We start from the raw sequence: 21,142 nt of genomic DNA on the forward strand, positions 1-21,142 counted from the left end.
GTTGTTATGCCGAACCCTAGCCATCCGGCCAGGACATCGGGAGTAACAAACCGGTCGCGAAACCCGGCAGCGGCGGCATCACCCAGCGACGCGCGCGCGCCTGCCCGTAGGACTGGACCTTGCCGGTCTCGGCAAGAGCCTCGAGCGCGCGCTGGACGCTGCGCTGGCTCGACCCGAGCGCCAGCGCCAAAGCGGAACTCGACCATGTCTCGCCATCGGCCATGAGGGCGAGCACCGTGGCATGCTTCTCCTCGACCGGGCGTACCAGCACGACGATCCCCGTCGCGCGGCGCGGGGCGATGACGAAGCCGCGCTCCGTCGCGCTGATCCGCGCCAGTAGGCGCAAAGCCGCGCGCAGCCGGCCAATCTCGACGCGCAACCGCGCCCGGTGGGATTCATCGGTGAAGCGCGACCCGAAGGCGCTGGCGATCAGCACGTCGCGCGGCGCATCCATCGGCCAGGCCTCGGCCAACGTTCGCAGCAGGGCGAAGAGCACGGGGCGTGTCGCCAGCGAAACCGCGTTGTTGCTGTCGCGCGCGGCATTGCGGCAGGCATCGACGATCAGAGCCTCCGAGGCCTGCAGATCCTCGACATCGTCGAGCAGCAAGGGGCGCTCGACACCATCAGCGATGAGGCGCGCGGCCGGCTCTTCGAGCAGGTGGCGCGCGGCCTCGACTTCGGCGATCAGCGCCGGGATTCCGGCCGCGCCAGCCGCCTCTCGTGCTTCCGCGAGCACAGCCCGCGCCACGCGCGCCTCGACCCGGCGCAGAGCGATGCCAGCGCGGGCCAGTCCGTGGATGGCCCGCAACCCGGCGGGAAGGCGTGCCGGATCGATGCCGGCGAGCCGCTCGCCCGCATGGTCGAGCCGCCCGATCAGCAGCAAGCGGCGGATGTCCAGCAGGCGCGCATGGGCCGCGTTTGCGCGATCGCCATGGGCTTCGAGCACCGCCCCAGCTTCATCGAGCCTGCCGGGCGGCCAGCCGAGATCGCGCGCCGCCAGGGCGACCTCAGCCTCGGCGACGGTGCAGCGGGCGCGGGCGACCGCTTCCCCCGCCCCGAAGGCACGGCCGGCGCGGCGCAGCAAAAGCTTGGCGCGGGCGAAATCGCCGAGCTGCGCCATGGCGATACCGCGCAGCGCCAGGGCAGGCGCATCGTCGCGCAAGGCTACCCGATTCAGCGCGCCCAGCGGATCGCCCTTCGCCAGAGCCTGCGCCGCCGCCGTGATCAGCGAGTCCATCGGAATCCCGCCAAACTTGTCACTCCCACCGCCTGCCGCCTCCGCCTTACCACCGATCGCGACGCCGCATCGAGTGTCGAGGCGGCGCGGACATCCCCCGACAGGAGTGAAACATAATGACCAGTCATGCGATCAGAACACACGAGGAATGGCTTGCCGCCCGGCTCGAACTGCTGGAGGCCGAGAAGGCGTATACGCGGCAGGGCGACGCCCTCGCCGAGCGGCGGCGGGCCCTGCCTTGGGTCAAGGTCGAGAAGGACTATCTCTTCCAGACCGAGCATGGCGACGCCTCGCTAGCCGATCTCTTCCAGGGGCGCTCGCAGCTTCTCGTCTACCATTTCATGTTCGGGCCCGACTACAAGGCCGGCTGCCCGTCCTGTTCGGCGATCGCCGACGGGTTCAACGGCTCGGCCACGCATCTCGCCAATCACGACGTGATGCTCTGGGCGATCTCGCGGGCGCCGATCGACAAGCTGCTCGCCTTCCGCGAACGGATGGACTGGAGCTTTCCCTGGGCCTCGTCCGGCGAGAGCGACTTCAATTTCGACTACAACGTCTCCTTCACCGAAATGCAGGAGCGGACGCAGGGCATCGACTACAATTTCCGCCACCAGCCGAAATTCGAGTGGCGGACCTCCGGCAACGAGATCGAGCGCTCGTTCGCCGAAATGTCCGGAGTGGACGTGCCGACCTATCACCGCGACAGGCCGGGCATGAGCGCCTTCATCCGCGAGGACGGCGCGATCTACCACACCTACTCGACCTATTCGCGCGGGGTGGACGGCATCTGGGGCATGTATGCCTGGCTCGACCGGGCGCCGAAGGGCCGCAACGAGGCGCAAGGCCCGTGGTGGCTCCATCGCGACCGCTACGCCGCCCGCCAAGCCGCGCCCGCTTGAAACCGCCCTCACCGCCGGGATCAGCGGTGAGACAATTGCTTCCGCGCAGTTCAGCCAAATCCTGATGGCGGACTACGTGACGCGACATTTCCTCGCCGAGGACGGTCTCGTGGGGCGCTGTTCCTGCTGGCAGGCGTTGGTCCGCATCCGGCGATCATGATCCAACGGCCTGGGCGGCGGCATCAACGAGCCGCGTGCCGCGCGCTCTGGGCTCGCGGCCTTTCGGCCGGCCTCTTGTGCGCAAAAGATTTTTCGCGTCATGGTCGCACTGACTTCACGCTGGTGACGCGCTATTGCTGTGCCGGCTCACCATGACCTCGGTTGACCGGATCGCGAATGGTTTCTGTAGCGCTGAAGACGGTTTCGAAGACCTGGGGCAGCATGGCCGCCGTCGATGCCATCAGCTTCACCGTCGAAGGGGGCAATCTCGTAGCCCTGCTCGGCCCGTCAGGCTGCGGCAAGTCGACGACCCTGCGGCTGATCGCCGGACTGGAAGACACCAGCAGCGGCACGATCGCGATCGGCGGACGCGATGTCACCCATGCCTCGCCCTCGCAGCGCGGCATCGCCATGGTCTTCCAGAACTACGCGCTGTTCCCGCATCTGAGCGTCGCCGAGAACATCCTGTTCGGGCTCAAGGTCCGCAAGGTCTCGCGGGCCGAGCGCGACGAGCGCCTCGCCCGCGCCGCCTCGATCCTCGGCCTCTCCGCCCTGCTCGAACGCAAGCCCTCGCAGCTCTCCGGCGGCCAGCAGCAGCGCGTCGCGCTCGGACGCGCCATCGTCGCCGAGGCGCCGGTCTGCCTGATGGACGAGCCGCTTTCCAATCTCGATGCTCAGTTGCGCGTCGAGATGCGCCGCGAGATCCGCGAATTGCAGCAGCGGCTCGGCATGACCATGGTCTATGTCACGCATGATCAGGTCGAGGCGATGACCATGGCCGATCAGGTCGTGCTGATGCGCAACGGCCGGATCGAGCAGGACGCCCCGCCCGACGTGCTCTACGAGAACCCGGCAACGATCTTCGCGGCCCGCTTCGTCGGCACGCCGCCGATGAACGTGCTGCCGCTCGCCACCGTGCAGGCGAAGGGCGGCGCGATCACGGCTCCTGAGGGTCTCGACCCTGTAAGCCTTGCGGTCGGCATCCGCCCGGAGATGGTCGAGATCACCGGCAGCGGCGTCACCGCCGAGGTCGTCGCGGTCGAATATCTCGGCTCCGACACGCTGCTCGAGACCCGCATCGACGGCCATTCCTTCATCGTCAAGCGGCCCGGGAAAGTGCGGGCCACCGCCGGCGAACAGATCTACATCACGTTGTCACAATCGGCGCTGCACTGGTTCGACCAGGCGTCGGAACGGAAGGTGGTTCGCAACTGAACCGGCCGGAGCGTCGGGCGTGCGGACCATCCCAGCAAAGGGAGAGAGGACATCATGGACAGGCGTGAATTTATTGGCGGCACGGCCGCCCTTGCGGGCGCGACCGCCCTGCCCGGCATCGCCCGGGCGCAGAGCACCGAGCTCTCGTTCTTCTATCCGGTCGCCGTCGGCGGGCCGATCACCAAGCTGATCGACAACTACGCCGCCGGCTTCGAGAAGGATAACCCCTCGGTCAAGCTGAAGCCGATCTATGCCGGCACCTATCAGGAGACCATCGTCAAGGCGCTGACCGCGCACAAGAGCGGCACGCCGCCGGTGCTCTCGGTGCTGCTCTCGACCGACATGTTCACGCTGATCGACGAAGAGGCGATCGTGCCCTTCGACGACTTCATCAAGACCGACGAGGACAAGAAGTGGCTCGCCGGCTTCTATCCCGGCTTCATGGAGAACAGCCAGACCGGCGGCAAGACCTGGGGCATCCCGTTCCAGCGCTCCACGGTCGTGCTCTACTGGAACAAGGAGCTGTTCAAGGAAGCCGGCCTCGACCCCGAGAAGCCGCCGAAGACCTGGGCCGAGCAGCTCGAATTCGCGCAGAAGCTGACCAAGCGCGACGCCGCCGGCAATGTCACCCAATGGGGTATCCAGATCCCTTCCTCCGGCTTCCCCTACTGGCTGTTCCAGGGCCTCACGACCCAGGCCGGCGCGATCCTCGCTAATGCCGCCGGAGACAAGACCGATTACGCCAATCCGGGTGTTGTCGAAGCCCTGCAGTATTGGGTCGACCTCGCGCAGAAGCACAAGGTTCACCCGCCCGGCATCGTCGAATGGGGCACCACGCCGCGCGACTTCTTCGAGAAGAAGGTCGCAATGATGTGGACCACGACCGGCAATCTCACCAATGTCCGCGCCAACGCCAAGTTCCCGTTCGGCGTCGCGGTTCTGCCGGCCGGCAAGAAGCCGGGCAGCCCGACCGGCGGCGGCAATTTCTATCTCTCGAAAAAGGCGACCAAGGCCGAGCAGGAAGCCGCCTTCAAGTTCGTGCGCTGGATCACCACCCCCGAGCGCGCCGCGCAGTGGAGCGCCGATACCGGATATGTCGGCGTGACGCCGGCCGCCTACGAGACCGAAGCAATGAAGAAATACGTCGCCGATTTTCCGCAGGCGATCGTCGCGCGCGATCAGCTTTCGAGCGCCGTGGCGGAGCTCTCGACTCATGAGAACCAGCGCGTCACCAAGGCACTGAACGATGGCTTGCAGGCGGCGCTGACCGGCACCAAGGCGCCGCAGAAGGCGATGGAGGAAGCGCAAGCCGAGGCCGAGCGCATCCTCAAGGCCTATCGCTGATCCCACCCGATGACGAACCGCGCGACCGCGACGATCCATGGCTGGCTGCTTCTGCTGCCGGCCATGGCTTGCCTGGCCCTGTTCACGCATTGGCCAGCGGTCGCGAGCTTCATCGAGAGCTTCTATTCGACCCCGAAGGCGCGCCGCCCGGCGCGCTTCATCGGGCTCGAGAACTACCAGCAGATGCTCGCCGATCCGATCTTCTGGAAGGCGATGAGCAACAATCTCTGGTTCGCGCTCGGCACGATTCCGACCTCGATCGCGTTGGCGCTATTGATGGCGGTCTGGGTCAACGACAAGATCGCAGGGCGCACGCTCGTCCGCATGGCCTTCTTCACGCCGACGATCCTGCCGATGATCGCGGTCGCCAATATCTGGCTGTTCTTCTACACGCCGCAATACGGCTTGCTGGAGCAGATCACAGGCCTGTTCGGCGCGCGCTCGACCAACTGGCTGGGCTCGCAGGACACCGCGCTCTACGCCATCACCATCGTCGCGATCTGGAAGGAAGCCGGCTTCTTCATGATCTTCTACCTCGCGGCATTGCAGGCGATCCCGCCCAGCCTCGGCGAGGCGGCAGCGATCGAAGGCGCGTCGCGCTGGACCTTCTTCCGGCGCATCCAGTTTCCGCTGCTGATGCCGACGACGCTGTTCGTGCTGATCAATGCCGTGATCAATGCCTTCCGCATGGTCGACCATGTCTTCGTTATGACGCGCGGCGGCCCGGACAATGCAACGACACTGCTGCTGTTCTACATCTACCAGGTCGGCTTCGGCTTCTGGGACACAGCCTATGCGGCGACGCTGACCTGCGTGCTCTTGGCGCTGCTCGCACTGGTCGCCTTCGTCCAGTACGGCTGGCTCGAACGCAGGACGCATTATCAATGAGCGCCGCGCCCCACCCCGCACCATCAGCGACGCGCAGCGATCCTTACGCGCCGAAGGGCCTGTCCCTCACGCTGGAATCGACCGGCGCGATCCTGCTCGCGCTCATCTGGGTGCTGCCGCTGGCCTATGCCGTCTGGGCGGCGTTCCACCCGGCCGAATACACCACGCGCTTCGTGCTGACTGCGCCGTTGACGCTCGACAATTTCACGCGCGCCTGGGCGGCAGCGCCCTTCGCCCGCTATTTCCTCAATACCTTCATCCTGGTCACATTGATCCTCGCCTTCCAGATCGTGCTCGGCACACTCGCCGCCTATGCGCTGGCACGGCAGGATTTCTGGGGCCGCGACGTCGCCTTCGTGCTGATCCTGGCGCAGCTCATGATCATGCCGGACGCGCTGATCGTCGAGAACTACCGCACGCTGGCCAAGCTCAACCTAATCGACACGATCCCCGCGATCGCCCTGCCCTATATCGCCTCGGCCTTCGGCATCTTCCTGCTGCGGCAGACCTTCAAGACGGTGCCGAAGGAGCTCGACGACGCTGCCCGCGTCGAGGGCGCGAGCCCGCTGCAGGTGCTGATGCGGGTCTATGTGCCGCTGGCGAAGCCGACCTATGTCGCCTACGGCCTCGTCTCGGTCAGCTATCACTGGAACAACTTCCTCTGGCCGCTGCTCGTGACCAATTCCGTGGAATCGCGGCCTCTGACGGTCGGTCTGCAGGTCTTCTCATCGAGCGATCAGGGCATCGACTGGGCGGTGATCTGCGCGGCGACCCTGATGACCTCGGCGCCATTGCTCGTCGGCTTCCTGCTATTCCAGCGCCAGTTCGTGCAGAGTTTCATGCGCGCCGGCATCAAGTGACCGCGTTCCGATGAAGCTGATCACCTGGAACATCCAGTGGGCCCGCGGCGTCGACGACAAGGTCGATCCGCGCCGCATCATCGACCATGCCCGGCAAATGGCGGATTTCGACGTGCTCTGCCTGCAGGAGGTCGCAGCGAATTTCCCCGATCTCGACGGCAACGACCGCACCGACCAGTTCGCGTTGTTCAGCGAACTCCTGCCGGGCTTCACTGCGATCGAGGCTGTTGGCGTCGATGTTCCGGACGGCGCGGGCGGCCGCAAGCGCTTCGGCAATCTGATCCTGTCGCGGCTGCCGGTGGCGCAGGCGCTGCGCCATGTCCTGCCCTGGGAAGCCGCCGCGACGCGCAACATGCCACGCGTGCTGGTCGAGGCGATGGTCGAGACGCCTCACGGCCCGATCCGGCTGATGACGACCCATCTGGAGTACTCGTCGCCTGTGCTGCGTGCTGCCCAAGTCGATGGTATCCGGCAGATCCACCGCATGGCCGCCGCACGGCAAGCGACACCGCGCCACCCCGGCCCCCACACCTATGCGCCGACGCCGAACACGGCGAGTGCGATCCTGACGGGGGATTTCAACATGCGGCCGGACGATACCGGGATGGCGCAACTGCTCGCGCCCTTCACCGGCGGCGTGCCGTCGCTGGTCGACCTTTGGCCGGTGTTGAAAGGCGCGGAGCCGCATCCGCCCTCCGCCTTCATCTGCGACCAGACCTATGGTCCACCGGGCTGCCTCGACTATGTGCTGGCGACGCCCGATCTCGCAGAGCGGGCGCGCTCGATCACCTACGACATCGAGACGCGCGCCTCGGATCACCAGCCGATCCTGGTCGAGTTCGAGCTGGGATGATCTTCACCCGGCAGGATCACGAGCGGCTCGACGCCATCTTGCGCGAGGCGGCACGGCGCGAGGTGATGCCACGTTTCCGGCGCCTGGCGGCTGACGATATCCGCGCCAAGCAGAACCCGGTCGATGTCGTGACCGAAGCCGACGAGGCGGCCGAGCGCCTTATCTGCGCCGAGCTCACCAAAGCCTTTCCGGGCGCCGTGCTGATCGGCGAAGAAGCGGTAACGAAGAACCCCTCCCTCCTCTCAAGGCTCTCCGAAGCCGAGCTTGCCTTCGTCATCGATCCGATCGACGGCACGCTGAACTATGCCAGCGATCTCTCGCTCTTCGCGGTCATGGCAGCGGTCATCGTCAAAGGTGAAATCGGCGCCGCCGTGATCCATGATCCGACGGCCGATGACAGCGCCATGGCGCTACGCGGCAAAGGCGCCTGGATGAGTTCCGGGGACGGCACGAGCCGCGACCTGCGCGTCGCGCCGGCCGTCGCGACGCAGCAGATGAACGGCATGGCGAGCTGGCAGTATTTCCCGGAGCCGCTGCGCAGCACGCTTCCCGGCCGCTTCCCAGCCTTCCTCGAAGTCGGCTCGCTGCGTTGCTGCGGGCAGGAATACCGGCTTGCCGCGGCGGGCCGCCTGCAATTCCTGCTCTACGGCGGCCTCAACCCCTGGGACCATGCGCCGGGCGTGCTGCTCTACAGCGAGGCCGGCGGCCATGCGCGCCTGCTCGACGGCCGGCCCTATTCGCCGACCGAGCGCCCGGCCGGCCTGCTCTGCGCGCCGGATGAGGCGAGCTGGCAGGAGATCAGGTCGATCCTCCTGGACTGAACGGCAAACGCCGCTCAGTCCTCTTCGTCACGCTGACGCGGTCCTTCCCCCAAAATCTCGCGTTTCCCTGCGTGGTTAGCCGGCCCGACGATGCCCTCGTTCTCCATGCGCTCCATGATGTGAGTGACGGACTCTACTCAAATCTGGAGGAAGATCAGGGTCTCAGGTCAATCGCCTTGAAGGACTGGGCGTCGATCGGCGCTCGCCGGCTGTCGCCGACACGGTTGTCGCCCAGCTTCCCTGGACGAGCGCGCCGATCATGCCAGGCCATTGGATATGAAGCAGATTAGCCCGGAAGCGCTCCAGCGTTTCCGGGCTAATCTTGCTGGCGACGCTTCTACGCGGGTTGCCGATTCAGGTGAGATCGAAGCCTTACGAGCCTGTTCAAGGTCAGGTGGATCAGAACGCCAATCGCGATACTGGCTAAAAGTGAGAGCAAGAACACCGGAATCTTTCCTGCGTGAGCCTCCATATTGAGGCTATACCGGAAGATGTGAACCGGAACGACATGGGCAAGGTAGATGTATATGCTGGACGCGCCTACAATCTTCAGCGCGCGTGCGATCTTTGTTGGGAGTCGTATGCCTTTCAGCCAAATTATCGCGCTCAGCGCAAAAAGCATGGAAAGCTGGTAATTGAGGGAATACGACCATAGAAAAACAGACACCAGCAGAACAGCCAGTGTTGCGATCATTTTTTCTTTATTCGATTGGGCGTAGTATATAATCCACCCAAGCGGTAGCAGGTGGAAAAGAACTAATGGATTTCTCATCGTAACATCGAATTCATTGATCCAAAAATATCCGATGATCCAAAAAATAAAACCCACCGACAAGAGCGTCATTCCAGCCGAGGATGGTCTCCATGGAGGATTTATTTTCATAAAAACAGCAAATACCAAGGTAAAAATCACAATAAGCTGAGCGTAAGCGGAAATAAACCAATAAGGTTCTATCAGGCTTCTTTGGCCGCCTGACATGTTGCCCATCAAGAAAAACCAATTCATTGGGATTTCTCGCGAAAAACTGTACGAAGCGATAATGATATAGTAAAGTACCAAGATTTTTGTAAGGGACTGAAATATGATCTGATGATATCTGCCATCCATGAGGCTTTGAGTTTGAAAGCGAGCCAGAGAGTAACCGGTCAGTGCCAACAATACGAAAGCGCCCCCCGCCACCGGGTAACCCGTCGAATGGAGCAGAACCACGCCGACCAGGGCGAAAAATCTGACAAGAAGGTCGGTTTCGACCATGGTTGATCGAGAAGATCGGGGCTCCAACTCAGAAAATGAGCCTAGCGGAATTTTCTCCCAATCGTCGGGGAGATAGCCCAGTTTCTCTTCAATTACGAGGCTTACGTTTAGGTATGAAAGCGAATCGCTTCCGGTTTCGGCGAACGAGATGGAATCGGGTAGGGCCTGGTTGCCAAGTACGATCCGGACATGGTCTGCAATGGTGTCGGCGTCGGGCGGATTTTCCCGTGCGCGGGTGCCGGCTTCGGCAATGTAGGCGCGATGCACTTCGTTGAGGGCTTTGTAGTCCGGCTTGTCGTTGAGGAGCCGCGGGACCTGGGGCACCTCGATGATGTCGACATCGCTCGGTTGAATTTTGATTGTTTCACGCAGGATTTGGTGAATTCGTGCCGGTGCCACCGGCGAAGTCGCGAAAACCGCCAACCTGGTGTCTGACCCGGCACAGTAGACTGTTGAACCCAACTGAGTGGAGAGTGAGCTTTCGACGTCGTCGAGGTTGATTCTTAATCCGTATAGTTTTGTAAAGCGCTTGGCTCGACCGACGATTTTATAATACCCGTTCTCAGTTTTCGTCGCAATATCGCCGGTCTCAAGGGCTTCGACTTGATTTCCATGACGCAGATCTTCCGATGTCTCGGCATAGCCCATCATCACATTCGGGCCAGCATACATGAGCTCGCCCTGGCTGCCCAAGGTCTCGATAGGTCTGCCGTCTGTGCCGCGCAGCCAAAGCGTTCCGCCGGGGATCGCTCTGCCAATCGTATCGGAATGGGCGATGGCGTCATGTGGTGGTAGATAGGACATGCGCGGAGACGCTTCCGTCTGCCCGTACATGACGTAGAATAACCAGCCGCGGCTTTGGCCGAGCCGGGCATAGTTCTTGATCCTTTCATCGCTGAGGCGACCGCCCGCTTGGGTTACGTATCGCAGCGACGGAAGAGCCATCTCGGCGAAGCCAACCCTGTCCAGCAGATCGAAATGATAGGGAACGCAGGCGAGGCTCGTTGCCTTCTCACGGGCGAAGAGGCTCCAGAATGCTTTGTCGGTTACCGATTTTTCGGTCAGGAGCAGCGTTGCGCCCACAGACAAATGGGAATTCAGGACGGCCATTCCATAGGAATAGCTGAACGACAATGTGGTTGGCGCACGATCCGCGGAGGTCAGGTCGAGATATTCGGCGATCGCTTTGGCGTTGGAATTGATGTTCCTGGCCGACAGGCGCACCAGCTTGGGACTTCCGGTCGAGCCGGATGTCGTCAACAGCACCCGCAGGTCGGGATGTGGCTCGACGATCGTTGATCCCGCTGTCCGGGCCCACTCCTCGCGCGGCCGATCCGCCTGAACGAGCCAGACGGGGCGATAGGTCTCGATGATCGCGGCGTTTTGGCCAGGTGCCTTCTCGGGAGGGAGAAGCAGGACCGGGCGACCCGCCCGCAGGCATGCCAGATAGGTGACGATTGCGGTTATCTGATTGGCGGCCTCGATCGCGATGAGGCCGGCGGCAGGCAATGCGCTTCTTGCCTCATCGGCCTCGCGGGCGAGGTTCCGATATGACATGCGCTGGCCGGCGTCGTCCACGAGCGCGGTTGCGTCTCCAAATACTTCGAGATTCAGCCAGAACGGAGGCGCGTCATGATAAACCATCACTAGAAAGCCTTCCAACACAGAACGTCCGGCGCGGCGGCAATCACGCGAAGGCTTACGCCGCGATTTGAGCGTTCTTGGAGCAGATCGCCGAGGGTTCGTCCAGCGGGTGTCGCAACGAGGTGACGCAACGCTCTGATTCAGAAGGTGTTTAACCTAACCGATTAAACACGATCCTAATCTAACGATTTTCCTATTGTCGGAGACGAAATATTAAGGTAACCGTTCAGCACGAGCGATTTCGCCCTCTTGGCACCGAGTGTTTGGCGCTAACGGCATTCTCGCGCTCGAGTGTTCGAGGGTTTGAAAATGTCCGCAAATTACGCTGGCGATCCGGTTCTTGGTACGAAGGGAGCAGATGTTCTCGGGACGGCGCCGGTCGCGGGGCCTCCGCCGCTGAATCAGGGTACCTATCTCGATGGGCGTGGCGGTGACGACATCATTTCTGGCGGTAAGGGCGACGACTATATCGTGGGCGGCGCTGGTGACGACCGGATGTATGGCGGCAAGGGCGCCGATACCTTCGTCTTCATCGGGACTCAGTATGAAGGCGACAATGGCTCCGACCATGACCGGATCTATGATCTGAACTTTGGTGATGGCGATCAGATTTCGCTCTCGAAGTTCGGCGAAGGGTTCTTCGATAACGGCGGCGACGCGGGAGCCAAGGTGCTCGCCGGTGGCACGAGCGCCATCATCGACTCCTACTCGGACATCGTCTCGCTGATCAGCAACTCGAACGGCAAGATGACGTTCACGGAAAGCTCGCAGGCGCTCGTTCTGCGTCTTGATGTTGCGCCGGGTCAGGTTCAGATCATCCAGATCAACGGTGGCTATGCCGACTTCCTTGCGGCTGGCGGCAGCACACTTATCGGCTGATATTTATTGTAGCTAAACAAGCAAGGAGCGCTTTTGCGCTCCTTGCCACGATAACAGCGATCGCGACCAGGGCCGACCTTGGTCGTTTAAGGCCAGGGTCCGGAGAGGCTCGGCGACACCGAGGGCTGCGATCCCCTCCAATTCACCGAGGATCGCGAGGGAGCGCCGCGCGGCCGTGATCACCAGTCCGATCCTTGTGGACCGCTGGTATGAGGTCGTCGGAAATCCCACCATCGCCGCGCGATCATAAATCGCATCGCCTACAATGCGTAGCGCGTCGCGTTCATCAGAGAGAACCTGAGAGAGCGCCAGTCGGAGCTGTCCGCAGCGACTTCGGCTCGACCGGAAACGCCTGTCCCCACATCCGGAAACAGGATCCGGAACAAACCCTCGCGTTGGCCGGATGATGATCCGAAGCCCGATCCTTTGTTTCTCGGAACTTGGTCGGTCGATGATTGGATAACGCGGCCACCTCCGTCGGAATCCGCAGCCGAGGTTTTGACACCCATCGGCGACATGCTCCGGCGCCAGGCCGACTTCGCCCATTTCCTCGGCGATGGCAGGGTCTGTGTAAGGCATACACCGAAGTTCATGGCATAGGTGGCCTCGCTCGTGCGGCGCCAGGGCCATGCCCGTGGGTTGCGGAGCAGGTAACCTTCTAACCCGCGGGCTTTTCGGTTTCGCGCAGGCGTTTCCTCGCCCAGGCTGTCACTCGCGCAGACGCGAGGCGGGCAGATCCCGCGTAATGCTCTCGCCTCTGCATTGTTGGAGAGGCAGGTTCTGCCGTCGGCGAGTGATCTGGAGTCTGGGAAATCAGTTCCGGATCTGAGGTTGCATGCCCCGCTCCGGGCACGCGAGGATGAGCTCCGCCAGAAAGGCGCTGTAGACGCCCAGTCGCTCGTGCGCGATCTCATTGCTACGCCGCGCCGCAGCCCCCAGCTCGGCACGGCGATCGACCGCGTCGAGCGTCAGCGCGACGAGCTCGGCCTCGTCCTGCTTCGTGCAATCGCCGACGAGTGGATAGCCCACAGCGGCGAACAGGCCGCTGAACTTGCGGCTATAGGCGAGCGGCACCACCGCAACGCCCGATGATACGGCCGCGATCGTGGCGTGCATGCGCGAACCGGCCAGGACATCGAGCCCTGATATGAAGCTCTTGGCTTCGCTCGGTGAAGCGAATCGAGGCGCAATCGTGCATGCGGGGAATGTCTTGGCGATGATGCGCGACACATGGATGTCGTCCTCGCTATCGCCCTCGGACGTGATCACGTGAGGCACCAGGACGACATCCGTATCGCCGCGGGCGAGAAGTCCGGTGATGATCTGGTCGATCATCGCGCGATAGTCGCCCTTAATGCCGAACTGGTTCTGGCCGGTATAACCACCTGCATAGAGCAGCCCTGAGACATTGAGGCCGAAGCGGATGCGCCCGTCCGGCGCCCGCGTTTGCCGCTCGAACGGCAGGCGGAAGGCGACATCGACGGTTTCGGCCGCGATATCGCCGAGCTTCTCTTGGTCGAGAACCGCTTTCGACTGGCCGTCGCGCGCGAAGATCTTGCGGCAGCGCTTCATCGCGAAGCTGGCCAGGCGCGTGTAGACCGGGTTCCGGAACGGGCCGATCGTCTGCGGCGCCAGCACCAGCGGCTTGCCTTGCAGCAGGGCCATGAGCTTCGGCACCCACATCCACATGAAGCGCTTCGCGCCATAGATGTCGGCGAAGCTGTCGCCGGCGCCTATATCGAGGACGAGGTCGGCGCGCCCCAGCGCCTTCCACATCGGAAAGCCCGGCAGCAGGTTCTTGCTGCCTCTGACGAGCGTCTCCTCGGCATCGTTCTCCGCCGGCGGATAATGCGCCGTTCCGCCAAAGCCGATGACATCGAAGGTGACGCGCCCGCCGGCCGCGGCCGCCGCCTCGCGGATGATGCGCATATGCGCGATCGTTAGCGCGCCGACACCGAGATTGTCGGAGCGAAGCGAATGCCACAGCAGCGCGACACGCACGGCCTTGGCGGGAGCGACGCTGTCTGCAGCATCGGGGGTGGCCATCGTCATGTCGGGCTCCTCATCCAGAGCGGCTTTCCGGTCTCGCCCCGCAGCCCGGCCCACCACCCCGCAAGTGCGTAGCCGAAGTTTCTGACGGCGCCGTAACGCAGATACTGTGTCGTCAGCATCAATGTCGTGATGAGAACGAACGGATAAATCGAGGCGAAGCGACGTCTCGTGAGGAGCAGTTTGTTGCGTTCGTCGAGATAGACCGACAAGCGGGAGCGCATCCGCCGGTTCTTGCTGGAGCCGATGGTGCTGCCATGGGCATGATGCACGAGCGAGGCATGGGCATAGCCAAGGCGATAACTGCCCCGCGCCAGGCACCAGTCGATTTCCTCGCAGTAGAGAAAGTAGTCCTCCTTCATCAGGCCTACGGTCTCGATGAAGGGGCGCGAGACGAGCATCGATGCGCCGTTGACATAATCCATCTCGCGCTCGACGTGTTCGACATCCGGCACGATGGCGGGGTCGGCCCCCAGGCCGATATTGAGGCCGCGCGCCATCCAGCGCCGCCAGCGGCCGCCATAGAGCTGGACCTGATTGGTCGTCGGATTGACGAGCCTGCTGCCGACCACGCCGTAATCGCCAGATGCGCGATGATCGACGAGCGCCCGCAAGCTGTCGGGATCAGCCTGGGTATCGGGGTTGAGGATCCAGATGGCGTCCCAGCGCGACAGCCCGGCTAGGCAGAAGTTGACGCCGCCAGCATAGCCGAGATTGTCGGGCGCGAGATGAAGGGTTGCTTCGAACGGGCCGTGAAGGCCCTCGAGTATGATCGAGATATCGGTCTCGCCGTCTCCAGCATCGGCCATTCCGAGCGTGCGCGCTACCGCAACAAAAGCCTCGCGTCCGCCATTCTCGCAGATATGGACGGAGAGGTCGCGATAGTTCATCCGTTGCAGGCAGCCGACGGCCTGTTCGATATCATCCGCATTGCGGAAGCCGACCATGATGACCGCCACATGGAAAGCGGGCGCATGCGTCGAAGGTGCATTCGCTGCGCTTGGCTGCTCGGTCATGCTGGCCCTTCTGGTTTCTCGAATGGGGCGCGGTGCGCGTCGATGAAGCGATAGGCCCGGATCGCAAGGAGGATGCCAGCGGCCCGCATCCGGTCCATAGGGCGGCTGAGCTTGGGTGAGCGCATGACGCGGGGGAGATGCGCCAGTGCCGATAACGGCACGGCCCAGCTGCGGAGGAGCCATGAGGGCAGGCTACCGGCTTTCTCCCGGTGGAGGGCGTAGCCTTCCCGGGTCAGCCTGCGCCATTTTCGGACCAGTTCCGACCAGTCTCGCCGCGCGGGATGGCCGACGCGCGCTTCCGGCGCATAGGTGACCGGGAAACCGGCGTCGCGCGCGCGCCAGCACCAGTCGACATCCTCGGAAATGCCGTCGCGAAACCCGCCGACCAGCGCCCAGACATCGCGCCTGACAAAGAGATTGGCCGAGACCGAGAAGCCCTTGTCGCGGACATAGCCTTCGTTGTTGAAGGCGAAGACCATCTCGAAGGCCTCGGTTGCCGACATCGTCGTCGGGTCCGATATCAGCACATCGACGCGGCCGCCGATGACAGGGGCCCCGGCCAGTGCTGCAAGTCCGTACTCCAGCCAGTGGGGTGCCGGGCGGCAATCGGAATCGAGAAAAGCGAGAGCCGCGCCCCGCGCCTGCGCCACACCGGCATTGCGCGTCGGCCCTGCGCCCTTTTGCGGGTTCTCGATCAGCAGGGCCCGTCCGGCGACGATCTCGGCTATGCTCGCGAAGCCTGCGGGTGACATGTTGTCCACCACGATGATCTCGAAATGCTCGGCCGGCAGTGTCTGCTGCCTGAGAAGGTTCAAGCAGATGTCGAGATTGGCGAGATCCTGATAATGCGGCACGACGACGGAAACGATGAGATCGCTGCCCGACGACTTGCCGTGTTCTGGGTCCGGCGTCGCTCTGTTCATTGCGGCAGCACGTCGCGCAGGCGGGCCAATGTGACGACTGAAGGGTGATAGACCGTCTCCGGCCGCGAGGCCACGAGCGCGGCAAGCTCCTGCCGGTCCAGCAGCCACCAGCGGCTCGCCTCGATCGCAGCAATGGTTTCGGGGTCGAAGCGCATCCGCAGCAGGCGCGCGGGATTGCCGGCCATGATCGCGTAGGCCGACACGTCACGCGTCACCACGGCGCCAGCGCCGATCACCGCGCCACGTCCGATATGCTTGCAGCCGGGCGTGATGATTGCGTTGTGGCTGAGCCAGACATCATCCTCGATGACGAGCGGCGGCGGGGCGATCATGTCGGTCTTCACGAGGCCGAAGCGGCTTTCATACAGAAACGGGTGCGTACTCAGCGCCTCGACTGGATGATTGGCGTCGAGGATGCGGGCGGTTCTGGCGAAGGAACAGTAGCGTCCGATCCGGGTCGTCAGCGGAATCCGCCATCGGTCGAAGCAGCCGTAGGAATAGAGCCCGACATGAATGTCGAAGCGCGTCGCAAAATAGTGTCTGAGCGCTTCGCTTTCATACTCGTTGCGCAGCATCAACCTGAGCCGCAGCTTCTCTAAAAGGCGTCCGGCGACCGTCATCGCATCGATCCTGCCGCTTTGACGGCGGTCAGCTCGGCGGCGTTCGCCAAGCCTGCATTCGGGCGTCGCCCGTATCGGCGATTCTGATCTGCCATAGCGATGCTTCCTGCCATCGGCACGCCGGAATCTCAATGGCTTACCTACCCTTGAGAACCAATTGTTAGCGGTATGATTAAAGTTATCGAATTCGGCATTTTACGACAAGGAGCCAGGAATAATTAACCGCGATGTCGTGCAGAAACTTTAACTACGCTCCGACACGTCGATTTAAACTTTGCAGTGTTAGCTAGAGATAAGAGTTGAAATCGATGGGGACGCATCATGAATACGCTCACTGGAAAGTCTGGACGCAAGTTTAGCGCGATTGTTGCCGGCTCGATTGTTGCGGGCCTCGTTTCACTTCATGGCATCGGGGCGGCCAGCGCCGAAGAAACGGTGTTTGCCGTCGAGCAGCCTGCTGCCATTGGGGTCGACGGCCCGCTGTTCGCGACTGGGTCGCTGCCCGCCAAGAGCGCCGTCGCCTCTGAAACGACGGAGCGCTTCATCGTGCATCGCTCGGCGGTCCGCACGGATAGCGTTGCGATCTCGGTGGTCACGCTCGACTCCCAGGAGGAGCGCACGATCGAGCTGCCGGGTGTCACAGGCATGTCGTTCAACAAGATCTGCCGCAATGGGGACGGAGCCAGGATCGCCTGCGGATCGCGGGCGCGGGTCCAGCTCGTGAATTTCGTGACGCGCAAGGAAATGACCTGCACGATGACGACCGCTGTCGGAGAGGCGCCGAAGCTGGTCGCCTGCGCGATCGATGGTCAGGATGTCGCCGAGTGGATTGTCCGCTCCGGAATCGGCCGCCCGACCGTCGACGGTCTGCATCTCGCTGCCATGCGCGAAGCGCGCAGCTCCGAGCGCGGCATGTGGGCCGATGCCGAGACCCGCAACGGGCTCGTTATCGCTGCTCAGCACTGAAATGACGGCCCGGCCAAGCGATGCGGCGGTCGCCACAGTCGACTGCCGCATGACGGGCCGGTGACTTCTGCGTCATCGCCCGGTGTGGCGAATTAACCGCTACGGCAAGCGAAAGAGGCTGCGTTGCGCCGCAGTCTTGGAAAGGCAGCTATTGTACTGCTATAAGCGGGCCGTCGCCGGCTGATCTGGCAATCCGAACGCCAAATCGACCTTCTTCTTGGCGATCACGGCAGTTCATGGAGTTGCAATGGCGTTCGGCGATGCATTTCAGCTCGGCCGCGATCGGGCGGGCACGCCGATGGCCGACGCTCTTCGGACCTGCCGCCAAGCGTTCTGGGCACTGTTCTTCTTCAGCGGCCTGATCAACATCCTGATGCTGACCGGCTCGTTCTATATGCTCCAGGTCTATGACCGGGTGTTGATGAGCAGCAGCGTGCCCACGCTCGTCATGCTCAGCATCATGGCCCTGATCGCCTTTGCCTTCCAGGGCGGTCTCGAGGTCATTCGCACCCGCATCTTCGGGCGCGTTGCCGAAAGGGTCGATCTCGCCAGCGGCCCGGAGCTTTACAACCACCTCGTGCGCATGCAGGCCTCCCGTCCGGGCGCCGCGGCCGAGCAGATGCAGCCTTTCCGCGACCTGGAGCTGATCCGCAGTTTCCTGTCTGGAGCCGGGCCGGTCGCCTTCTTCGATCTGCCGTGGCTGCCAATCTATCTCCTGCTGTGCTTCGTGCTGCATCCGCTCATCGGGTGGTTCGCCTTGTTGTGCGTCGTGCTTCTGGTTGTCGTCGCCTTTGCCAGCGAGGCCAAGCAGCACAAGCCGACGCTGGTCGCTCACGAAGCCGCGTCGAGCCGCAACGTGCTGGCCGGCAATTCGCTGCAGGCGGCGGAAGCCATTGTCTCGATGGGCATGCTGGATGCGATGCGCCAGCGCTGGCAGGCCCAGAACAGTCGCTATTCCACCTTGGCGCTGAAGGCGAACGACGTTTCCAGCAGCCTCGCCTCGGCTTCGCGCACGCTGCGCATGGTCATCCAGTCGGCGACGCTCGGCCTCGGCGCCTATCTGGTCATCAAGGGTGAGATGACCCCAGGCACGATCATTGCCGCCTCGATCATCAGCGCGCGCACGATCGCGCCGATCGACATGGTGGTTACGAACTACCGCGGCTTTCAGCAGGCCCGGCTTGGCTACAAGCGCCTCGCCGCGCTGTTCAAGAACTACTCGCAACCCAGGGCCAAACTGCTGCTCATGCCGCCGCAGCGCTCTCTCACGGTCGAGAACATCGTGATGGTCGCGCCCAGCGATGGTCGGCCGATCATCAAGGGTGCGACGTTTCATCTTGCGGCGGGGCAGGGGCTCGGCATCATCGGTCATTCGGCATCCGGAAAGTCGACGCTCGGCCGGGCTCTCGTCGGGCTTTGGCAGCCGGCCCGCGGGCAGATCGTGCTGGATGGGGCCGCGCTGCAGCACTGGAATTCCGACCAACTCGGGCAGCATATCGGTTATCTGCCCCATGACGTGCAGCTTTTCGAAGGAACGATCGCCGAGAACATCAGCCGCTTCAAACCCAACGCGCCGGCCGACAAGATCCACCAGGCGGCGGTGGCTGCTGGCTGCTACGAGCAATTGCTCGCGATGCCGCAGGGCATGAACACGATGGTCGGGTCGGGCGGACTTTATCTGTCGGCGGGCCAACGACAGCGCATCGGGCTTGCCCGCGCGCTCTATGACGACCCTTTTCTCGTCGTCCTCGACGAGCCCAACTCCAACCTCGATGCGGATGGCGAGCAGGCTGTGTCGGCTGCGATCATGCAGGTGCGCCAACGCGGCGGGATCGCGGTCGTCATCGCGCATCGACCCAGCGCGATCGCGGCGGTCGATGCGCTGCTTGTACTGCGTGACGGCTTCGTCATTGGCTATGGCGACAAGGGTGAAGTGCTGCGCAACAACCTCGCCAGTACCGCGGCGACGCAGGTTGCGACTGGCAATGCTCAGCCTGCTGGCCTGGCCCCGGCCCGCGACAATCCGGGGCTGCCGCGCGTCGAGAATGGCCCGTCTGGCGGCGCCGGTATATGAAATGAACATCCTGTCGGCGCGGAAGGCCGCAATGAGGGTTTGGTGATGACAGAGTTGCTCGAGTTCAAGGGCACGCAAGTGGAGACCCGGCGGCCCAAGGAGATGGGCTGGTACATCCGGCTCGGCCTGATCGCGAGCACCAGCTTCGTCGGCGCCAGTGTCGCCTGGGGTACGATGGCCCCCCTCGAGGGCGCGGTCATCGCCTACGGCACCGTCGTCGTCGAGAACAGCGTCAACAAGGTGCAGCATCAGATTGGCGGCGTTGTGGGTGCGATCCTCGTCAAGGAGGGCCAGCGCGTGGCGGCCGGCGAGGTGGTGATGCGGCTCGACGAGACCGCCACGAGAGCCGCCCGGCAGATCGTCCTGAACGACCTCAACACCCAGCGGGTGCGCCAGGCGCGTTTGAATGCCGAGCGGGAGCAGGCGGCCACGATGGCCGTGCCGGCGGATCTCAAGGCGATGGCCGCTGTCGATCCCGAGATCAAGCAGGCTCTGATCAGCGAGACGGCGTTGTTCGAAGCGCGCGCACGCACCCGCGTCGGCCAGCGCGCCCAGTTCAGTGAGCAGATCAAGCAGTCGCAGCAGGAGATCAGGGGCACGGACGCGCAATACAAGTCGGCCGTGGAGCAGGTCCGTGTCGCCGAGCTCGAACTCGCCGACATGCGAGGCCTGCTGGCCAAGAACCTGGTCGCCAAGCCGCGCGTGACCCAGCTAGAGCGCGAGGTCGCGCGTATCCGCGGCACGATGGGGGAACTCACGGCGCGGGCCGCGCAGATCAATGCGCGGATCAGCGAGACGGAGCTGCAGATCCTGCAGATCGATCGGGCCCTTGAGACCGAGGTTGCCAAGGACAGCCGGGAGGCCGAGGCCAAGGTCGCGGAGCTGAACGAAAAGCTCGCCACGGCCGACGATCAGTTGAAGCGTATCGACCTGCGCTCGCCAAGCGACGGAATCGTGCATCAGATGCAGATCCATACGGTCGGCGGCGTCATCGCGCCTGGCGCTGCGATCATGAGCATCGTGCCTGAGCGCGACACGCTGGTGATCGAGGCCAAGGTCAACCCGGCCGACATCGATCAGATTCATGCCGATCAGCCGGCGCGGGTGCGTTTTTCCGCGTTCAACAGTCGCACGACACCGGAGCTGAATGGCTCGATCTTCAGGATCGGCGCCGATATCGCGCGCGATGAGCGGACCGGGGCGATGTATTATCTTGTCGGTGTGCGCGTCAGCGACAAGGAGCGCGAGCGCCTCGGCAAGCTGAAGCTCATCCCGGGCATGCCGGCCGAAGCCTTCATCAAGACATCCGAGCGCACTGTCGCCAGTTTCCTGATGAAACCCCTGCTCGAGCAGCTGAATCGCGCGTTCCGGGAAGAGTAGGGCGCTTCGGGCCAGCGCTGTCCTGCAAGATGCGTCCGGGGCGGGTGACCTAGGCCGAGG

At 63.3% G+C, this 21,142-nt stretch carries 17 protein-coding genes and 1 pseudogene; 11 read left to right on the forward strand and 7 right to left on the reverse strand.

Features of this window, described 5'->3' with window-relative positions:
- Nucleotides 1-16: 16 nt before the first annotated feature.
- Complete coding sequence (locus tag Q9235_RS19210; protein ID WP_306223396.1) at nucleotides 17-1,237, reverse strand: helix-turn-helix domain-containing protein; 1,221 nt, start codon at nucleotides 1,235-1,237, stop codon at nucleotides 17-19.
- Nucleotides 1,238-1,353: 116 nt separating this feature from the next.
- On the opposite strand from Q9235_RS19210, the gene Q9235_RS19215 reads away from it, so the two are divergent.
- From Q9235_RS19215 to Q9235_RS19245, 7 genes are all read left to right on the forward strand, one after another.
- Nucleotides 1,354-2,136, forward strand: coding sequence for a DUF899 domain-containing protein (locus tag Q9235_RS19215; RefSeq protein ID WP_306223397.1), 783 nt, complete (start codon nucleotides 1,354-1,356; stop codon nucleotides 2,134-2,136).
- A gap of 336 nt (nucleotides 2,137-2,472) precedes the next feature.
- Nucleotides 2,473-3,510 (forward strand): ABC transporter ATP-binding protein, encoded by a 1,038-nt coding sequence (locus Q9235_RS19220; RefSeq protein WP_306223398.1) that lies wholly within the window; start codon nucleotides 2,473-2,475, stop codon nucleotides 3,508-3,510.
- Nucleotides 3,511-3,564: 54 nt separating this feature from the next.
- On the forward strand, nucleotides 3,565-4,854 hold the full coding sequence (locus tag Q9235_RS19225; protein WP_306223399.1) for an ABC transporter substrate-binding protein: 1,290 nt from the start codon (nucleotides 3,565-3,567) through the stop codon (nucleotides 4,852-4,854).
- A 9-nt stretch (nucleotides 4,855-4,863) separates the two neighbouring features.
- On the forward strand, nucleotides 4,864-5,742 hold the full coding sequence (locus Q9235_RS19230) for a carbohydrate ABC transporter permease (RefSeq protein WP_257735620.1): 879 nt from the start codon (nucleotides 4,864-4,866) through the stop codon (nucleotides 5,740-5,742).
- Nucleotides 5,739-6,602: a carbohydrate ABC transporter permease gene (locus Q9235_RS19235; RefSeq protein WP_306223400.1), complete on the forward strand. Its 864-nt coding sequence runs from the start codon at nucleotides 5,739-5,741 to the stop codon at nucleotides 6,600-6,602. The genes Q9235_RS19230 and Q9235_RS19235 overlap by 4 nt, the downstream gene beginning before the upstream one ends.
- A 10-nt stretch (nucleotides 6,603-6,612) precedes the next feature.
- Entirely contained in the window at nucleotides 6,613-7,455 is an 843-nt protein-coding gene (locus tag Q9235_RS19240) for an endonuclease/exonuclease/phosphatase family protein (RefSeq protein WP_306223401.1), read from the forward strand.
- Entirely contained in the window at nucleotides 7,452-8,276 is an 825-nt protein-coding gene (locus Q9235_RS19245) for an inositol monophosphatase family protein (RefSeq protein ID WP_306223402.1), read from the forward strand. Before Q9235_RS19240 ends, Q9235_RS19245 begins: the two co-directional genes overlap by 4 nt.
- Before the next feature lie 14 nt (nucleotides 8,277-8,290).
- Here the strand turns inward: Q9235_RS19245 and Q9235_RS26875 are convergent.
- Both Q9235_RS26875 and Q9235_RS19250 read right to left on the reverse strand, forming a co-directional pair.
- Nucleotides 8,291-8,395 (reverse strand): annotated as a pseudogene (locus tag Q9235_RS26875) (hypothetical protein); the annotation flags it as partial.
- 218 nt (nucleotides 8,396-8,613) lie between these two features.
- Entirely contained in the window at nucleotides 8,614-11,175 is a 2,562-nt protein-coding gene (locus Q9235_RS19250; RefSeq protein ID WP_306223403.1) for an AMP-binding protein, read from the reverse strand.
- Between the two features lie 309 nt (nucleotides 11,176-11,484).
- Between Q9235_RS19250 and Q9235_RS19255 the strand changes: the two genes are divergently transcribed.
- The gene (locus Q9235_RS19255) at nucleotides 11,485-12,054 is read left to right on the forward strand and encodes a calcium-binding protein (RefSeq protein ID WP_306223404.1); all 570 of its coding nucleotides are present in this window, start codon (nucleotides 11,485-11,487) and stop codon (nucleotides 12,052-12,054) included.
- An 813-nt stretch (nucleotides 12,055-12,867) separates the two neighbouring features.
- Here Q9235_RS19255 and Q9235_RS19260 read toward each other — a convergent pair.
- The 4 genes from Q9235_RS19260 to Q9235_RS19275 are packed head-to-tail and all read right to left on the reverse strand — an operon-like array spanning nucleotide 12,868 to nucleotide 16,617.
- Nucleotides 12,868-14,106 carry a polysaccharide pyruvyl transferase family protein gene (locus Q9235_RS19260; protein WP_306223405.1) on the reverse strand — a complete coding sequence of 413 codons (1,239 nt, stop codon included), beginning with the start codon at nucleotides 14,104-14,106 and terminating at the stop codon, nucleotides 12,868-12,870.
- Entirely contained in the window at nucleotides 14,103-15,119 is a 1,017-nt protein-coding gene (locus Q9235_RS19265) for a glycosyltransferase family protein (RefSeq protein WP_306223406.1), read from the reverse strand. Before Q9235_RS19265 ends, Q9235_RS19260 begins: the two co-directional genes overlap by 4 nt.
- Complete coding sequence (locus tag Q9235_RS19270) at nucleotides 15,116-16,042, reverse strand: glycosyltransferase family 2 protein (RefSeq protein WP_306223407.1); 927 nt, start codon at nucleotides 16,040-16,042, stop codon at nucleotides 15,116-15,118. The genes Q9235_RS19265 and Q9235_RS19270 overlap by 4 nt, the downstream gene beginning before the upstream one ends.
- Nucleotides 16,039-16,617, reverse strand: coding sequence for a CatB-related O-acetyltransferase (locus Q9235_RS19275; RefSeq protein WP_306228361.1), 579 nt, complete (start codon nucleotides 16,615-16,617; stop codon nucleotides 16,039-16,041). Before Q9235_RS19275 ends, Q9235_RS19270 begins: the two co-directional genes overlap by 4 nt.
- Nucleotides 16,618-16,983: 366 nt before the next feature.
- Between Q9235_RS19275 and Q9235_RS19280 the strand changes: the two genes are divergently transcribed.
- The 3 genes from Q9235_RS19280 (at nucleotide 16,984) to Q9235_RS19290 (ending at nucleotide 21,082) form a co-directional block, all read left to right on the forward strand.
- Nucleotides 16,984-17,628 (forward strand): thermonuclease family protein, encoded by a 645-nt coding sequence (locus tag Q9235_RS19280; protein WP_306223408.1) that lies wholly within the window; start codon nucleotides 16,984-16,986, stop codon nucleotides 17,626-17,628.
- A gap of 298 nt (nucleotides 17,629-17,926) precedes the next feature.
- Nucleotides 17,927-19,702 (forward strand): type I secretion system permease/ATPase, encoded by a 1,776-nt coding sequence (locus tag Q9235_RS19285; protein WP_306228362.1) that lies wholly within the window; start codon nucleotides 17,927-17,929, stop codon nucleotides 19,700-19,702.
- A gap of 45 nt (nucleotides 19,703-19,747) precedes the next feature.
- A complete protein-coding gene (locus Q9235_RS19290; protein ID WP_306223409.1) occupies nucleotides 19,748-21,082 on the forward strand; it encodes an HlyD family type I secretion periplasmic adaptor subunit in 1,335 nt (444 codons plus the stop codon).
- Nucleotides 21,083-21,142: the final 60 nt, after the last annotated feature.

The organism is Bosea beijingensis, from assembly GCF_030758975.1.
GTDB lineage: Bacteria > Pseudomonadota > Alphaproteobacteria > Rhizobiales > Beijerinckiaceae > Allobosea > Allobosea beijingensis.

Coding starts and splice junctions, on each gene's coding strand:
- Q9235_RS19210 (WP_306223396.1), bottom strand. CDS start 1,237: ATGGACTCGCTGATCACGGCGGCGGCGCAGGCTCTGGCGAAGGGCGAT.
- Q9235_RS19215 (WP_306223397.1), top strand. CDS start 1,354: ATGACCAGTCATGCGATCAGAACACACGAGGAATGGCTTGCCGCCCGG.
- Q9235_RS19220 (WP_306223398.1), top strand. CDS start 2,473: ATGGTTTCTGTAGCGCTGAAGACGGTTTCGAAGACCTGGGGCAGCATG.
- Q9235_RS19225 (WP_306223399.1), top strand. CDS start 3,565: ATGGACAGGCGTGAATTTATTGGCGGCACGGCCGCCCTTGCGGGCGCG.
- Q9235_RS19230 (WP_257735620.1), top strand. CDS start 4,864: ATGACGAACCGCGCGACCGCGACGATCCATGGCTGGCTGCTTCTGCTG.
- Q9235_RS19235 (WP_306223400.1), top strand. CDS start 5,739: ATGAGCGCCGCGCCCCACCCCGCACCATCAGCGACGCGCAGCGATCCT.
- Q9235_RS19240 (WP_306223401.1), top strand. CDS start 6,613: ATGAAGCTGATCACCTGGAACATCCAGTGGGCCCGCGGCGTCGACGAC.
- Q9235_RS19245 (WP_306223402.1), top strand. CDS start 7,452: ATGATCTTCACCCGGCAGGATCACGAGCGGCTCGACGCCATCTTGCGC.
- Q9235_RS19250 (WP_306223403.1), bottom strand. CDS start 11,175: ATGGTTTATCATGACGCGCCTCCGTTCTGGCTGAATCTCGAAGTATTT.
- Q9235_RS19255 (WP_306223404.1), top strand. CDS start 11,485: ATGTCCGCAAATTACGCTGGCGATCCGGTTCTTGGTACGAAGGGAGCA.
- Q9235_RS19260 (WP_306223405.1), bottom strand. CDS start 14,106: ATGACGATGGCCACCCCCGATGCTGCAGACAGCGTCGCTCCCGCCAAG.
- Q9235_RS19265 (WP_306223406.1), bottom strand. CDS start 15,119: ATGACCGAGCAGCCAAGCGCAGCGAATGCACCTTCGACGCATGCGCCC.
- Q9235_RS19270 (WP_306223407.1), bottom strand. CDS start 16,042: ATGAACAGAGCGACGCCGGACCCAGAACACGGCAAGTCGTCGGGCAGC.
- Q9235_RS19275 (WP_306228361.1), bottom strand. CDS start 16,617: ATGCTGCGCAACGAGTATGAAAGCGAAGCGCTCAGACACTATTTTGCG.
- Q9235_RS19280 (WP_306223408.1), top strand. CDS start 16,984: ATGAATACGCTCACTGGAAAGTCTGGACGCAAGTTTAGCGCGATTGTT.
- Q9235_RS19285 (WP_306228362.1), top strand. CDS start 17,927: ATGGCCGACGCTCTTCGGACCTGCCGCCAAGCGTTCTGGGCACTGTTC.
- Q9235_RS19290 (WP_306223409.1), top strand. CDS start 19,748: ATGACAGAGTTGCTCGAGTTCAAGGGCACGCAAGTGGAGACCCGGCGG.